This window comes from Methylobacter marinus A45, from assembly GCF_000383855.1.
GTDB lineage: Bacteria > Pseudomonadota > Gammaproteobacteria > Methylococcales > Methylomonadaceae > Methylobacter > Methylobacter marinus.
In genome coordinates this window covers 4,464,819-4,480,096 of record NZ_KB912877.1, presented here as the reverse complement: position 1 = coordinate 4,480,096, position 15,278 = coordinate 4,464,819, and the positions used below count along the sequence as shown (strand labels likewise).

At 52.6% G+C, this 15,278-nt stretch carries 16 protein-coding genes; 14 read left to right on the top strand and 2 right to left on the bottom strand.

The window, feature by feature from the left end; translation table 11 throughout:
* Window positions 1–29 precede the first annotated feature (29 nt).
* The 3 genes from METMA_RS0121015 to METMA_RS25950 all read left to right on the top strand — a co-directional run bounded on the left by METMA_RS0121015 (window position 30) and on the right by METMA_RS25950 (window position 2,679).
* The gene (locus METMA_RS0121015) at window positions 30–1,391 is read left to right on the top strand and encodes an MFS transporter (protein ID WP_020161087.1); all 1,362 of its coding nucleotides are present in this window, start codon (window positions 30–32) and stop codon (window positions 1,389–1,391) included.
* 84 nt (window positions 1,392–1,475) lie between these two features.
* Window positions 1,476–2,012, top strand: a complete 537-nt coding sequence (locus METMA_RS0121010; protein WP_020161086.1) for a hypothetical protein — start codon at window positions 1,476–1,478, stop codon at window positions 2,010–2,012.
* A gap of 13 nt (window positions 2,013–2,025) precedes the next feature.
* Window positions 2,026–2,679 (top strand): tetratricopeptide repeat protein, encoded by a 654-nt coding sequence (locus METMA_RS25950; RefSeq protein WP_152565120.1) that lies wholly within the window; start codon window positions 2,026–2,028, stop codon window positions 2,677–2,679.
* Between the two features lie 3 nt (window positions 2,680–2,682).
* Here the strand turns inward: METMA_RS25950 and fliK are convergent, their stop codons facing one another.
* The gene (gene fliK / locus METMA_RS0121000) at window positions 2,683–4,179 is read right to left on the bottom strand and encodes a flagellar hook-length control protein FliK (protein WP_020161084.1); all 1,497 of its coding nucleotides are present in this window, start codon (window positions 4,177–4,179) and stop codon (window positions 2,683–2,685) included.
* A 4-nt stretch (window positions 4,180–4,183) separates the two neighbouring features.
* Complete coding sequence (locus METMA_RS0120995; RefSeq protein WP_020161083.1) at window positions 4,184–5,065, bottom strand: HDOD domain-containing protein; 882 nt, start codon at window positions 5,063–5,065, stop codon at window positions 4,184–4,186.
* Window positions 5,066–5,163: 98 nt separating this feature from the next.
* On the opposite strand from METMA_RS0120995, the gene prmB reads away from it, so the two are divergent.
* From prmB to thrC, 11 genes are all read left to right on the top strand, one after another.
* A complete protein-coding gene (prmB, locus tag METMA_RS0120990; RefSeq protein WP_020161082.1) occupies window positions 5,164–6,096 on the top strand; it encodes a 50S ribosomal protein L3 N(5)-glutamine methyltransferase in 933 nt (310 codons plus the stop codon).
* The gene (aroC, locus tag METMA_RS0120985) at window positions 6,096–7,184 is read left to right on the top strand and encodes a chorismate synthase (protein ID WP_020161081.1); all 1,089 of its coding nucleotides are present in this window, start codon (window positions 6,096–6,098) and stop codon (window positions 7,182–7,184) included. The genes prmB and aroC overlap by 1 nt, the downstream gene beginning before the upstream one ends.
* 72 nt (window positions 7,185–7,256) lie before the next feature.
* Entirely contained in the window at window positions 7,257–8,420 is a 1,164-nt protein-coding gene (locus tag METMA_RS0120980) for an MFS transporter (protein WP_020161080.1), read from the top strand.
* Between the two features lie 77 nt (window positions 8,421–8,497).
* A complete protein-coding gene (locus tag METMA_RS0120975) occupies window positions 8,498–9,112 on the top strand; it encodes a MotA/TolQ/ExbB proton channel family protein (protein ID WP_020161079.1) in 615 nt (204 codons plus the stop codon).
* Entirely contained in the window at window positions 9,112–9,549 is a 438-nt protein-coding gene (locus tag METMA_RS0120970) for an ExbD/TolR family protein (protein WP_020161078.1), read from the top strand. Before METMA_RS0120975 ends, METMA_RS0120970 begins: the two co-directional genes overlap by 1 nt.
* Entirely contained in the window at window positions 9,546–10,544 is a 999-nt protein-coding gene (gene lpxK / locus METMA_RS0120965; protein WP_020161077.1) for a tetraacyldisaccharide 4'-kinase, read from the top strand. The genes METMA_RS0120970 and lpxK overlap by 4 nt, the downstream gene beginning before the upstream one ends.
* Window positions 10,537–10,728, top strand: coding sequence for a Trm112 family protein (locus tag METMA_RS0120960; protein WP_020161076.1), 192 nt, complete (start codon window positions 10,537–10,539; stop codon window positions 10,726–10,728). The genes lpxK and METMA_RS0120960 overlap by 8 nt, the downstream gene beginning before the upstream one ends.
* Window positions 10,725–11,495, top strand: a complete 771-nt coding sequence (kdsB, locus tag METMA_RS0120955; protein WP_020161075.1) for a 3-deoxy-manno-octulosonate cytidylyltransferase — start codon at window positions 10,725–10,727, stop codon at window positions 11,493–11,495. The genes METMA_RS0120960 and kdsB overlap by 4 nt, the downstream gene beginning before the upstream one ends.
* 122 nt (window positions 11,496–11,617) lie before the next feature.
* Window positions 11,618–12,802 (top strand): alanine transaminase, encoded by a 1,185-nt coding sequence (alaC, locus tag METMA_RS0120950; RefSeq protein ID WP_020161074.1) that lies wholly within the window; start codon window positions 11,618–11,620, stop codon window positions 12,800–12,802.
* 42 nt (window positions 12,803–12,844) lie between these two features.
* Entirely contained in the window at window positions 12,845–14,155 is a 1,311-nt protein-coding gene (locus METMA_RS0120945; RefSeq protein WP_020161073.1) for a homoserine dehydrogenase, read from the top strand.
* A gap of 10 nt (window positions 14,156–14,165) precedes the next feature.
* Window positions 14,166–15,260: a threonine synthase gene (gene thrC / locus METMA_RS0120940; protein WP_020161072.1), complete on the top strand. Its 1,095-nt coding sequence runs from the start codon at window positions 14,166–14,168 to the stop codon at window positions 15,258–15,260.
* Window positions 15,261–15,278: the final 18 nt, after the last annotated feature.

Here is a 15,278-nt window from a genome sequence, read left to right as displayed (position 1 = left end):
TGACACAAGTGCAGGACATTACAAGTCCGATGAGTCCATTGGAAAAACGCGCCACCTGGTCCCTGGCCAGCATTTACGCCTTTCGCATGCTCGGCTTGTTCCTGATTATGCCGGTATTGTCATTGTCCGCCGAACAGCTTGAAGGGGCGACACCCTCGCTAATCGGCCTGGCTATTGGCATTTACGGCATCAGCCAGTCGCTGCTGCAGATTCCTTTCGGCTTGCTGTCGGATCGATTCGGCCGCAAAAAAATCATTGTCATCGGGTTATTGCTGTTTTTTGCCGGCAGCGTGATCGCCGCCGTTTCCACGACTATCCACGGGGTTGTTTTAGGCCGCGCCATACAGGGGGCCGGCGCCATAGCCGCGGCAACCATGGCGCTGGTCGCCGATTTGACGCAAGAGGTGCACCGTACCAAAGCCATGGCGCTGATCGGCGCCAGCATCGGTGTATCGTTTGGCGTGGCCATTGTCGCCGGCCCGGTCATTGCCGGCCATATCGGCCTGAACGGTATTTTCTGGCTGACGGCGGCGCTGGCGATACTGGCAATAGCCATTATTCTGTTCATCGTGCCTAATCCCCGGCACACCAAGAAACATCGGGATGCGGAGCTGGTGCCGACGCAGTTTTCGCATGTCTTGAAAAATACCGAATTATTGCGTCTGGATTACGGTATTTTTATTCTGCATGCCATTTTAACCGCGAGCTTTGTCATCGTGCCGTTGCTGATACGCGATGCGGGCTTGCTCCCCGCCCGGCACTGGCAGGTGTATTTGCCCGTCTTCGTCGTCTCCATGGCCGCCATTATTCCATTCGTCATTCTGGCCGAGAAAAAACGCAAGATGAAAAGCGTGTTTATAGGCGCCATCGCCGCCCTGGTGCTGGCCAATATCGGCTTGATGCTGGCCAATAACAGTTTGCCCGGCATCATCGTTTTCCTCTGGCTGTTCTTCAGCGGCTTTAATCTGCTGGAAGCGACTTTACCCTCATTAATCTCCAAGACCGCACCGGCGGATTTACGCGGCACGGCCATGGGGGCTTATTCAACCTGTCAGTTTCTGGGGGCGGGGATTGGGGGCGCGGTCGGCGGCTGGTGTTACGGCGCATTTGGTGCCGGCGCGGTGTTTTTATTGGCTGCCGCGGCAGCCGGCAGCTGGCTGCTTTTATCCTTTTCCATGAAGCCGCCGCGGTATTGGGCGAATCTGCTCATTTCACTGGAACGATTATCGGAACAGGAAGCCAATGAATTTATGGCGGAGATGGTGAAAATCATCGGCGTGGAGGAGGTTACGCTGCATTACGAGGAGGCCGTCGCCTATCTCAAGGTGGATAATCAGAAGCTGGACCGGGACAATCTGCAATATCTGATCTCAAGCTACTCTCGTGCCTGATTAATGATGTTAATTTACCCGCCAGGACGCGGGAGTGTTACACTCTTGAGCCTTTTTGCATAATCTTAATTGTGGGAATGAAACATGCCGCATTCCAGTTCGAAAAAAAACGATCCTGATTGGAGCCAAAAGCGAGAGACGGTCAAGCTGTTGTCTTTATCGGCCGCCCAGGTACACGATGCGTTAAAAGAGGCGGACACGTCCGTCAATACGCTGACGGAATCGTTTACGGCCATGGTCGATCATATGCAGGCGATCAATGACCATCTTCTGTCTCTTGAGTCCAGCGAGGCCAGGAATTCGGCTATCGCGCATTGTTTTCAGACCAGCGATAAAATCCAGGCCGCCGTTGTGGCTTTTCAGTTTTATGACCGTATGCAGCAGTGCCTGGAACACGTGGCATCGAATTTAAGGAGCCTGTCCCGATTGGTGGAAAATTCCGAAGGTCTTCATAATCCCAAGGAATGGCAGGACTTTCAGGAAGGCATCCGGGCACGCTATACGATGGAGTCGGAAAAGCTGCTGTTCGATGCCATTTTTCAGGGTAAATCCGTGGATGAGGCTCTCGCGTTAAAAGAAGCTCATCAACAAAGTCAATTTAATAACATAGAGCTATTTTGATAGTAAGACGCCGATGTCAATTAAACGAGTTGTATTAATCTGTTCCCTACCTTCCTTGATTACCGGTTGTGCCGATTTTTTCGGTACCCAGCGGCCGGCACCGGTATCCGGCAGGCAGCCGGATGTCTATGCCAAGCCCGCGCCCAGGCCGCAGGTAAAGCCCAGACCGGCCAAGCCAAAACCGCCGACCGTCACAACCCGGCCGCTGAAGGAATCCGGTTCGATCGCGACCTCGCCGATGGAGGGGGCGCCGGAGTACGCGCCGCCTTTAACCCAAGAACCCTTTAGCCCGCCCGAGGTGCGTACGGAATCCATACAGCCCCTGGAAAATCTGGCGCTTGTATCGCCATCGCCGGCCGTAGGCGCCCTGGTTTCAGCCGCGGACCGGAACAGTCAGGCCGGCAATCTGGAATCGGCAGCTGCCGCGCTTGAGCGTGCCATCAGAATCGAGCCGCGCAATGCCGCCTTGTTTTATAAACTGGCGGAGTTAAGAATCAAGCAGTCCAAGCCGCGTCTGGCCGAAGACCTGGCGAAAAAATCGGCATTACTGGCGTCCAAGGATACCCGGTTGAAAAGACAGAGCTGGTTATTGATTGCCAATGCCAGGGTCATGCAGAAGGATTATGAAGGCGCCCGGGCGGCGAGAGCGAAAGCGGCGGGTTTTTAAGCGTCAGGCCCGGTCGTCAAACAATGGTTTTCCGGCGATTTCCCCGGGCGCCGGCTCTGTTTTTGCCTGTCCGGTCCGGGCAACGATTCGCCCGGTCTTTAAGCCGGATCGTTCAAGCTGTTCCCTGAAATAATCAAGATGCTGATCTATCAAATCGGCGGTTTGCGGTTTCTGGCCGAGAAAATAGGCATGCAGCCCGTCATCCAGCAATGAAACGGTGCAGGCGATGGTGCCGAGTCCGGGCGGGGTAACCGTGATATTAACCGACCAGTTGTCGTCATTAGCCTGCGCCTTGTTTTTCTTGTCCCGCGTTATTGTAATTTTTACGGTGTCGGCTTTTGTGTTTTCCACAAAAGGTATCTCCAGCGTCCATACCTGTTTTGGACTGTCTTCCTTAGGCAGCGAAGCCAACTGGTCCAGCACGATTTTAGCCAGGGCGTTCCCGGACTTTCGCTCCAGATTTTTAAGCAGGCCGAGTTCGGCGTCATCGAAGGCTTCACCGGCGTTTTTCGCGATCTCCTGTTTCAAGGCCTGTACGAATTTAAGCAGCCTGGCTTTAAAATCATCCTTGAAGGCTGATGCCGGTTGCTCCTCCGACTGCTGCAGCCTGGCTTCAAAAAATAACCCTGAATGGCTGACCGCATGCTTGATCCCTTGCTGATCGGCTAGTTGCGGCCGTCCTGGAAGCGTTTGCAAGAGAGCCGCGGCTATCTGCTTGAGCGTCTGGGAAACGGTTTCACTGCTCAGCAAATGCGGCAAATCCTGCACTAACTGATTCAAGACCACGGATGACGCTTCATGGCGAGGCAACACTTGTTTTATCCAGTCACTTATCTTTTCTTCAATAACAGGAAGGGCAGGGAGCAGTTTGAATTCAGGATGGATACCGGTCCTGACGACTTCCAGCGTTAACAGTTGGCCGATTTTTAATGCCGAGGCGGTAACTGCCGTATCCGGATCAGCTGCAAAAGGCATGGTCGGCAGAGTTGTGTTGGATAACTGCAACTGCGAGCGATCAAGGGTGAGCACAGGTGGGTGTGGATGCCTGGCATTGGCTTGGCTAACCACTTGCAGCTGAATTTCATGAGCGGTCAATCCGATTATTTTCACTCCGAGCTGCTGTTTTAAGGCTAAAGGCGCCTCGCTATTATTAACCGTGTTACGCTTTTCATCCGCCGGCTGAACGAATTGCAGGCTTAGCACTGTATTTTGCGCTTTTGAGTTGGGCAACTGAGTAAGAATCCTGAATGCCACAACCGGGGACAGCTGAATAACTTGGAGTTTCAGCGCCTGCCCGGGCGTGAGCTCGATGGGTTGAGCGCTTTGCAGTTGTAGATGCCGGTCGACCACCTTCAACAGAATGGCGCTTTTTTCCTCACTTATGCCGGCGCTGATGACTTTGGCATCGACGTCCTGGCCGACAGTCAGATTCAGCCGGCTTGCCGCCGGCTTGCCTAGCGGCAATTGCCCTTGAGCGCTGATGAATGCCTTGACATCCATGCGGTTAAGCCAGCATTTGCCGGATATTCTCGATTTCATCCTTCGCGGTATCGAGAATATTAATGCTGTCTTTGGCATCGAGATGCCCGGCCAGTTTTTTATAGGCCGGCAATTCGGCTATCTTGGGCATTTTCTTGATATCAATCTTGCCGATGTAACTGTGCAATTGCGAGACCATGACGATGTCCGCGTAATTGGGCGGGTTCGGGTTATCGATAAACCAGTTTTCGGCATTGATGATCACATCCTCAAAATCAGCGGGAAAATCCCAGCGCTGGATAATCTGCACGCCGATATCCGCGCGCAGGGCTTTAATCGTTTCGGCCAGATCCTTGGGGCTGGAAACAATATCGGGATGATTATCGGCATGGGTCAAAATAGGCACGACGCCAATATCATGAAGCAGCCCGGCCAACATGGCACGGTCCGGATCAAAGCCGGACACTTTGTGGGCGAATACGGCACTGATGGCGCCCACATAACTGCTGTGCATCCACAACTCAGTCATTTTGCGGCGAATGACCGGCGATCTGGCGTTGAATACCGATTTCATGGCAAACGCGGTAATGATATCCTGCGCCGCCCTTAATCCCAGACGAGTCAAGGCCTCCGGGCAGCTTTCGATTTGTTTGCGCCCCCTGTAGATCGGGCTGTTGGAGATTCTGATCAAGCGGGCGGTAATGGACGGGTCTATCTGCACGACACGCGCGATTTTAGTGCTATTGGCTTTCTCGTCGTTGATCGCCCGGCGGATTTTAAATGACACATCGGGAATCGTGGGCAGCACCAGTTTATCGGACAGCATATAGGAATAACAATCCGACAATAGTTTGTTTTTGGCCAAACTGATAGCGGTATTGCCAGGGTTGTTATCTATTTCACTCATGCATTGTTTGTTGATTATTCGGACACGCTGTAAAAGTTTAGTTTAAAATCCCCGTTTCAATCGAGATTGATCGTCTCTATATTATTTCTTGTTGAGCAATGAAAACAACTCCATCCGATGTTTTAAGCACATTATCGACCATCCGTGATTACATCCGCTGGGGCGCCAGCCGGTTTACCGAAGCCGGCGTGTGTTTCGGCCATGGTACGGCAACGGCGCTGGATGAAGCCGCGGCATTGGTCCTGTATACCGTGCATCAACCCTACAATCTGTCCGATACTTACCTGGAAGCCGCTTTGACGCTGGACGAGCGCCAACAGGTCATCGATATGATCGGCAGGCGCATCAGCGAAAGAAAGCCGGCCGCTTATTTGACGCATGAAACGATCTTTGCGGGGCTGCCGTTTTATGTCGATGAACGGGTATTGGTGCCAAGGTCGCCGATCGCCGAACTGATCGAGCAGCGCTTCGCGCCCTGGGTCGAGGAAGACCAGGTGCTGCGTATTCTGGATTTATGCACCGGCAGCGCCTGCATTGCCATCGCCTGCGCTTACGCATTTCCCGATGCCTACGTGGATGCGGTCGATTTATCCGCCGATGCGTTGGCTGTCGCTGAAATGAATGTGGCGAAGCACCAGATCGCCGATGCTGTCGCATTATATCGGTCGGATTTATTCAATGAATTGCCCAAGCTGCAATATGACGTCATCGTCAGCAATCCGCCTTACGTCAGCCATGCCGAATGGGAACAGCTTCCCGCCGAGTTTCGCGCCGAGCCCGACATGGGCTTCAAGGGCGGTGAATCCGGCCTGGATATCGTGCTGCGTATTCTGGTCGAAGCCGGTCAGTATTTGACGGAGCAGGGCATTTTGGTCGTGGAGGTCGGCAGCAGTGCGGAAACGCTGCAACACACATTCCCCGACGTGCCTTTTTACTGGCTGGATTTCGAGCGCGGCGGCGACGGCGTGTTTTTACTGACGGCCGAACAGGTTAATCAATATCACGAACAATTTTTAGCGGCTTTAACATAATGTCTGGAAACACTATAGGAAAATTATTTACTGTCACCACATTCGGCGAAAGCCACGGCCCGGCTTTAGGTTGCATCGTCGATGGCTGTCCGCCGGGACTGCCATTGACCGAAGCAGACCTGCAACAGGATCTCGACCGCCGGAAGCCCGGCACATCCCGGCACACGACCCAGCGCCGTGAAGCCGATGAAGTCAGGATTCTGTCCGGCGTGTTCGAGGGCAAAACCACGGGCACGCCTATCGGCCTGCTGATTGAAAATACCGATCAGCGCTCCAAGGATTATTCAAAAATTGCCGACAGCTTCAGACCCGGCCATGCCGACTATACCTACCAGCATAAGTACGGCATCAGGGATTATCGCGGCGGCGGCCGATCATCGGCCCGCGAAACGGCCATGCGCGTAGCGGCAGGCGGCATCGCCAAAAAGTATCTGAAAGAGCAGGCAGGTATCGAGGTCAGGGGCTACCTGTCGCAACTGGGGCCGATAAAAATAGAAAAACTCGATTGGTCGATTATCGATAGCAACCCTTTTTTCTGCCCGGATGCCGATAAAATCGAGGAGATGGCCGCTTATATGGATGCACTGCGCAAACAGGGCGAGTCAATAGGCGCCAAAGTCAATGTCATGGCAAGCAATGTCCCGCCGGGGCTGGGCGAGCCGATTTTTGACCGGCTCGATGCCGATCTGGCGCATGCGTTGATGAGCATCAATGCCGTTAAAGGGGTCGAAATAGGCGATGGTTTCGCTTGCATCGACAGCAAGGGCACGCAGTTTCGCGATGAAATCACGCCGGACGGATTCCTGAGCAATCACGCCGGCGGTATTCTCGGCGGCATTTCCAGCGGCCAGGCCATAGTCGCCAGCATCGCCCTGAAGCCGACTTCCAGTCTGCGTCTGCCCGGCAGAAGCATCAATCTGCAGGGCGAAGCCATTGACGTGGTAACGGAAGGCCGCCATGATCCCTGCGTCGGCATTCGCGCCACGCCGATAGCCGAAGCGATGATGGCGATTGTGTTGATGGATCACTTGTTGCGCCATCGGGCGCAAAATATCGACGTTCATTCCGGATTGCCGGTTTTAAGATAAGCCATTGTTTATGACTCACATCATCGCCATAAGACACGACGCCATGTTTTGTGGCGACAGATAAGGCATCTCATGGCTGTTCCTTACTGGCGTCTCTCGGGTTTCTATTTTTTTTATTTTGCCACGCTGGGCGGCTTCATGCCGTATTGGAGCCTCTATCTGAAAGATAGCGGCTTTAATGCCGGCCAGATTGGCGAACTGTCCGCTTTGCTGGTCGGCACCAAAATCATTGCGCCTAATCTGTGGGGCTGGGTTGCCGACCATACCGGCAAGAGCCTGCGCATTATCCGCATCGCCTCGTTTTTCGCGGTCCTGATCTTTGTCGGTTTTTTAATCGCCCACAATTATGTCTGGTTTGCCTGGATTACCATCGGCTTCAGTTTTTTCTGGAACGCCGCCTTGCCGCAATTTGAGGCGGTAACGTTATTTCATTTAAAAAGCCAGCCCCACCGTTATAGCCAGATCAGGCTTTGGGGATCGGTCGGTTTTATTGCCACGGTGCTGGGCATTGGCTGGTTGCTGGACAGTCAGGGCATGTCAGTGCTTCCGGCCGCTATTGCGGTATTGCTGGCTTTAATCTGGCTGGTGACCTTAACGACACCGGAGGCCCATGCCGTCACCCACGAAACAGACGCCGTGGGCATCATGCAGATCCTGAAAAAACCGGAAGTCCTGGCTTTTTTGACGGTTTATCTGCTGCTGCAGATTGCCCATGGTCCCTATTATGTTTTTTATTCCGTTTATCTTAAGCAATATCATTATTCGACAACGATGACCGGCGGGCTTTGGGCTTTGGGCGTTTGCGCGGAAATTGTTTTGTTTGTGTTCATGAATCGGTTGTTATCGCGCTATTCGCTGCGGCATATTTTACTGGTCAGCATTGCGCTGGCCGTCGGCCGGTGGCTGATGATTGCCTGGTATGCGGACCAGTTAGGGCTGCTGATTCTGGCCCAGGTACTGCATGCCGCCACTTTCGGGGCCGCTCATGTCGCGGCCATTCATTTGGTCCATCTGTATTTTGGACGTAGGCATCAGGGAAAAGGACAGGCTTTATATAGCAGCCTGAGCTTCGGTTTGGGGGGGATGCTCGGAAGTCTCTACAGCGGCTATTACTGGGAATTAATGGGGCCTGCGTTTGTGTATTCAATAGCGGCCGCGGCCTGCGGCCTGGCTTTTGTAATCGCTTACCTATTGATTGGCCTTGAAAATACTCAACACCCGACAAGTTTAGGTTAAAATGGCAACACTACGGTGTGTGACCTATACTTTCCGGTGTGGTTTTTAGTTAACAATACTGAACTTTAGGAAATAATGTGTTTGAAGTGATAAAAAGTGGCGGCTGGATGATGCTGCCAATCATTCTATGCTCAATCGGCGCAATGGGTATTATTGCCGAACGTTTGTGGACTCTGCAAAAAAAGAAAATTTTGCCGCCGGAGCTCGTTCCGCAGGTATGGAATCTGTTCCGAGAACAAAAGCTGGACAAAATGGCGTTGCACCGATTGAAGACCAGTTCGCCTTTAGGCTGCATTCTGGCGGCAGGTCTCGCCAATATCGATCATGGACGCGAAGTCATGAAGGAATGCATTGAAGAAGCCGGCCGGCAAGTCGTGCATGACCTGGATCGCTTTCTCAATGCGCTGGGGACTATTGCCTCGATTGCGCCTTTACTTGGCTTATTGGGCACCGTGCTCGGCATGATCGAGGTTTTTTCCGGCATTATGGTCAATGGCGTCGGTGACCCCAATGCCTTGGCGGGCGGTATTTCCGTCGCCCTGATTACCACGGCCGCCGGCTTGACCGTCGCCATCCCCAGTCTGATTTTTTATCGTTACTTTGAGCGACTGGTCGATGAATACGTCGTCGATATGGAAGAGGAGGCGTTAAAACTGATCGAAGTCCTGCATGGGGAGCGCGAGGAGGCCTGATGAATTTTCACCGTAAAAAAAGGGAAGCGCCTGAAATCTCCATGGCGCCCATGATTGATGTGGTTTTTTTGTTGCTGCTTTTCTTCATGGTCACGACCACGTTTAACCGGCAAACGGAAGTCAATATCAAGCTGCCGGAAGCCAAGGGATCAGAACCTGAAACGCATGAGAAAATGATTACCTTGACTATCGATGCCAACGGCGTTTATTCCCTGAAAGGCGAGGACGGCCTGCCGCATGAACTGGTCAATCAGAACAGGGATGCCTTGAAACAGGAATTGCAAAAGCTCGCCAAACATGCCGCGCATCTTCCTTTTATTATCCAGGCCGACGGCAAGACGCCGCATCAGGCGGTCATTGCGGCGTTGGACAGTGCGGGGCAAGCAGGGTTTACGCATATCACCTTTCCGACGCTAGAGCCGAAAACCGGAGAATGAAAAAGACGCTGGCTCGATGGGCGCAAGATATCTGGTATAAGGATCCGTTCATCGGCGTCTGGCTGTGTCCATTGGGCTTTTTGTTCGGTGACCTGGTCAGGTTTCGCAAGTTTTTGTACCGTCTGGGCCTATTAAAAACACAGGCCGTACCCGTTCCGGTTATCATCGTGGGCAATATTACAGTAGGCGGTACCGGTAAAACGCCTCTCGTGATCTGGCTGACTCGACTGTTGATGGAAGCCGGTTACAGACCCGGCATCATTAGCCGGGGGTATGGCGGCACGGCTGAATCATGGCCTCAGCGGGTTGATGCAAACAGCAGCGCTGAACGGGTCGGTGATGAAGCCTTGTTATTGGCCAAACAAACGGGGTGTCCCATGGCGGTCGGTCCTTTACGCGCGGATGCCGCCAAGCTGCTGCTGACGCAGGCGGATTGTGATGTCATTGTCTCGGATGACGGCCTTCAGCATTACGCCCTGGCACGTACTATCGAGATCGCCGTCATCGATGGCGAACGGCGGTTTGGCAACGGCTACTGCCTGCCGGCCGGTCCGCTCAGGGAACCGATAGAAAGGCTGCAAAGCGTCGATTTCAGGGTCGTTAATGGCGGAGAAGCGGAAGACAATGAATTCCCCATGCGGCTGACCGGCGACAATGCGATCAATTTAGCCACCGGGCGACAAAAGCCATTGCAGGATTTCAGCGCCAGTGAATGCCATGCCTTGGCGGGTATTGGCAATCCTGAGCGTTTCTTCAAGCTGTTGGAGGCTGCCGGCGTGTCCTGCATAACGCGCAGCTTTCCCGACCATTACAAATTTGCACCGCATGATATCGAATTCAATGATGACAAACCGGTGTTGATGACTGAAAAGGATGCGGTAAAATGCACGGCTTTCGCAGGCCCGCGACACTGGTATGTGCCGGTAAAAGCCGTCCTTGCACCGGAATTTTCCGAACAATTATTAAACTTATTGAAAACAAAGCACAATGGATAAAAAATTACTCGATATTCTGGCCTGTCCTTTATGTAAAAGCCCGTTGCTCTACGATAAAGCCAAACAGGAATTAATCTGTAAAGCCGATCACCTCGCTTTTCCCATCCGTGATGACATTCCGGTCATGCTGGAGGATGAAGCGCGCGAATTAAGCCTTGATGAAATCGACGCTTTACATAAATGAGCCTGCGTTTCAAAGTTGTCATCCCCGCCCGATACGCCTCCACAAGGTTGCCAGGCAAGCCGTTATTGAGCATTGCCGGCAAACCCATGATTGCACATGTCTGCGAGCGTGCGCGTGAAGCCGATGCCGATGAAATTATCGTCGCCACCGATGACGAAAGAATCCTGCAAACGGTCAATGAGCAGGGTATTAAAGCCATCATGACCAGCCCGGATCATCAAAGCGGTACCGAGCGCATTGCCGAAGTGGCCAGACTGTGCGGCTGGGGACATGAAGAGATTATCGTTAACCTGCAGGGCGATGAGCCGCTGATACCTCCGGCTTATATTCGCGAGGTGGCCTCGGCATTAGCCGGGCAGCAGCAGGCGGGCATAGCCACGCTGGCTGCTGAAATCGTGGACAACGAGGAAATTTTTAATCCAAACGCCGTTAAAGTCGTATTGAATAAAGCCGGCCTGGCGCTTTATTTCAGTCGCGCGCCCATCCCGTGGGAAAGAGGCGGCTTTGATCATGCCGGCGGCATGCCATCGGGAAAGATGCCGTATCTTCGGCATATCGGCATGTACGCTTATACGGTTGATTTCTTGAACCGTTATTGTCAGTGGGAAGCATCACCGCTGGAGTCGGTTGAATCTTTGGAGCAGCTGAGAATTCTATGGAACGGTGAATCCATACGGGTAAAAGTCGTCGCCCAGTCACCGACGGCCGGGGTCGATACGCCTGAGGATTTGATCCGCGTGGAGCAGGTATTATCCGCGTCACATTAAACTGTATGCCCCGGCTTCACTGGCCTATCCTTAAGTCAAATATTTGACATGGCTCAGCAACAACAGTACTTTAGGCTGTTTTTTTATTATCACTTGTACACTCTATTCCTCAAGGGCTGTTAATGGAACAATTTCATAGAATAAGTCGCTTACCTCCTTATGTTTTTAACATTGTTAATGAGCTTAAAGCTAAAGCCCGCGCAGCCGGAGAAGACATTATCGATTTTGGCATGGGAAACCCGGATCAGCCTACGCCCGAGCATATTGTCAAGAAACTGGTTGAGGCGACGCAGCGAGGGGATACGCACCGTTATTCTGTTTCCAAAGGCATTCCCAGGCTCAGAAGAGCTATTTGCAACTGGTATAAAAACCGCTTCGATGTTGATCTGGATCCTGAAACCGAAGCGATTGTCACAATAGGCTCGAAAGAAGGTCTCGCGCATCTGGCATTGGCGACTTTAGGTCCCGGCGATATCGTGCTGGTGCCCAGTCCAGCTTATCCGATTCATCCTTACGGCGTGGTTATCGCCGGCGCCGATCTGCGGCATATTCCTCTGGTCCCCGGCATTGATTTCTTTGAGGAACTGGAAAAAGCCATTGTCGATTCCTGGCCTAAGCCAAAAATGCTGATTCTCAATTTCCCCGGTAATCCGACCACACAGTGCGTGGAATTGGAGTTTTTTGAAAAGATAATCGCCCTGGCCAAGGAACACAAGATCTGGATAGTACACGATATCGCTTATGCCGACATCGTGTTCGACGGCTACAAGGCTCCGTCCATTCTTCAGGTTCCGGGGGCAAAAGAAGTGGCTGTCGAGTTTTTCTCGCTATCGAAAAGCTACAACATGCCAGGCTGGCGGGTCGGTTTTATGTGCGGCAACAAGCAACTTGTCGCTGCTTTGGCTCGTATCAAATCTTATCTGGACTACGGTACCTTTACACCTATCCAGATCGCGGCGATTACCGCGCTGGAAGGCCCGCAGGATTGCCTGACTGAAATTGCCGAGATGTATAGAAAGCGCCGCGATGTACTGTGCGACGGCCTGACCGCCGCCGGTTGGCCGGTTAAAAAACCGAAGGCCACGATGTTTGTCTGGGCGCCCATTCCGGAACCTTACAAGGAAATGGGCTCCCTGGAATTTTCGAAGAAATTGCTGTCGGAAGCCAAAGTGGCGGTTTCTCCCGGTATTGGTTTCGGCCAGTACGGAGATGACCATGTCCGGTTCGGTCTGATTGAAAATGAGCACAGGACCCGCCAAGCTGTTCGCGGTATTCGTAATATGTTGAAGAAAGACAACCTTATATAATGTTGAATTTATCTAGAATAATACTTTGTGCAGGAGTTTGAGTTGAAACCGGTAAAAGTGGGGGTTTTGGGATTAGGTACAGTCGGAGGCGGTACCGTCAATGTTTTAAAGCGTAATGCAGCGGAAATCGCACGCCGGGCAGGCCGCGAAATCATAATCACCCGCGCATCGGCGAGGGATTTAAACCGGGAACGCATTTGCGACACGCAAGGCATTACCTTAACAACAGACCCTTTTGAAATCATCAACGATCCGGAAATCGACATTGTTCTGGAACTGATTGGCGGCGACGGTCTGGTTAAGGAAATGATCCTGAAGGCAATCGCCAACGGCAAGCATGTCGTCACGGCTAATAAAGCCCTGATTGCCTTACACGGCAACGAGATCTTCGCCAAAGCCAGCGAAAAAGGTGTCATGGTGGCGTTTGAAGCGGCTGTCGCCGGCGGCATTCCCATCATTAAAGCTATACGTGAAGGCTTAAGCGGCAATCAGATCCAGTGGCTGGCCGGTATTATCAACGGCACCAGCAATTTCATTCTGACCGAAATGCGCGATAAGGGCCGTGATTTTTCCGATGTTTTGGCTGAGGCACAAGCATTAGGCTACGCCGAGGCCGACCCTACATTCGATGTTGAAGGCATCGACGCAGGTCATAAATTAACGATACTGGCATCCATTGCTTTCGGCATCCCGCTGCAATTCGACAAGGTTTTTACCGAAGGCATTACCCGGATCACGCGTGAAGATGTCGAATATGCCGATGCCTTGGGCTACCGGATCAAACATTTAGGCATCGCCCGCAAAACGCCTGAGGGCATTGAATTACGAGTCCACCCGACCCTGATACCTGCGCGCCGCCTGATCGCCAATGTCGACGGCGTCATGAATGCCGTACTGGTCAAAGGCGATGCGGTCGGCCCGACGTTATACTACGGTGCCGGTGCCGGCGCGGAACCGACGGCTTCCGCCGTGGTCGCCGATGTCATTGATGTCGTGCGGGCATTAACCGGCGATCCTGAAAACAGAGTTCCGCATTTGGCTTTTCAGGCCAATGCGCTGGCAAATATACCGGTCTTGTCGCCGGACAGATTCAAGACGTCTTATTATCTACGCTTGCATGCCGAGGATAAACCCGGTGTCCTGGCTGAAGTGACAAGAATTCTTGCCAATCACCAGATCAGTATAGAAGCTATTGTTCAGAAAGAAGCACTGGATGGCAAAACATCGTTGCCGATCATCATGCTGACCCAGATCACGCTTGAAAAAGAGATGAATGCGGCCATTGCTGAAATTGAAGCTTTACCGACGGTTAGCGGTAAAGTCAACCGAATCCGCCTAGAAACTTTGGGATAAATAAAAAAACATGTCTATTCGTAAACGTTACACCGGTCTTATCGAACATTACAGAGACCGTTTACCGGTCAGTGAAACCACGCGTCTGATCAGTCTGGGCGAGGGCAACACCCCGCTTATTCAGCTGCAAAACATACCTCGGCTGATAGGTAAGGATGTCGACATTTATGTCAAGTACGAGGGGCTGAATCCCACTGGTTCATTTAAAGACCGCGGCATGACGATGGCCGTGACCAAAGCCGTGGAAGATGGCAGCAAGGCTATTATCTGTGCATCGACAGGCAACACGTCGGCCGCCGCTGCGGCTTATGCGGTTCGCGCCGGCATCAAAGCTTTTGTCTTGATACCCGAAGGCAAGATCGCCCTGGGCAAACTGGCGCAGACCTTGATGTACGGCGCTGAAATCATCCAGATTAACGGCAATTTCGATAGAGGCATGGCGCTGGTTAAGGAAGTAGCCGATCATGCTCCCGTCACGATTGTCAACTCGATCAATCCGTTCAGGCTCGAAGGCCAGAAGACAGCGGCTTTCGAGATCGTTGACGAACTTGGCTGCGCTCCCGATTACCACTGCCTGCCTGTCGGCAATGCCGGCAATATCAGCGCCTACTGGAAAGGTTATAAGGAATATTCAACCGATACCGATACACATCAAGCGGTCACCAAAACGCGTCCGATCATGTGCGGATACCAAGCGGCCGGAGCGGCGCCGTTCGTGCTCGGCCAAATGGTTGACGAGCCGGAAACGGTTGCCACAGCCATCCGCATCGGCCATCCGCAATCCTGGGATTTGGCCTGGGCGGCGCAAAAAGAATCCGGCGGCTGGTTCAATAAATTTTCGGACGAGCAGATTCTGGCGGCCCAAAAAATGCTGTCTCAATATGAAGGCGTGTTCTGCGAGCCGGCATCGGCCACTTCATTAGCGGGAGCATTGCATGATATCAGCACCGGAAAAATCCCAGAGGGCAGCAAAGTTGTCTGTACGTTAACCGGTAATGGCTTGAAAGATCCCGATAGCGCCATCAAGCAATGCGAAGCCGCCCATCCTGTTACGATTGAAGCCAGTCTGGATGCCGTCAAGAAGGCGATTCTGGATAACATGTAATCTGTAATCTGAACCGTT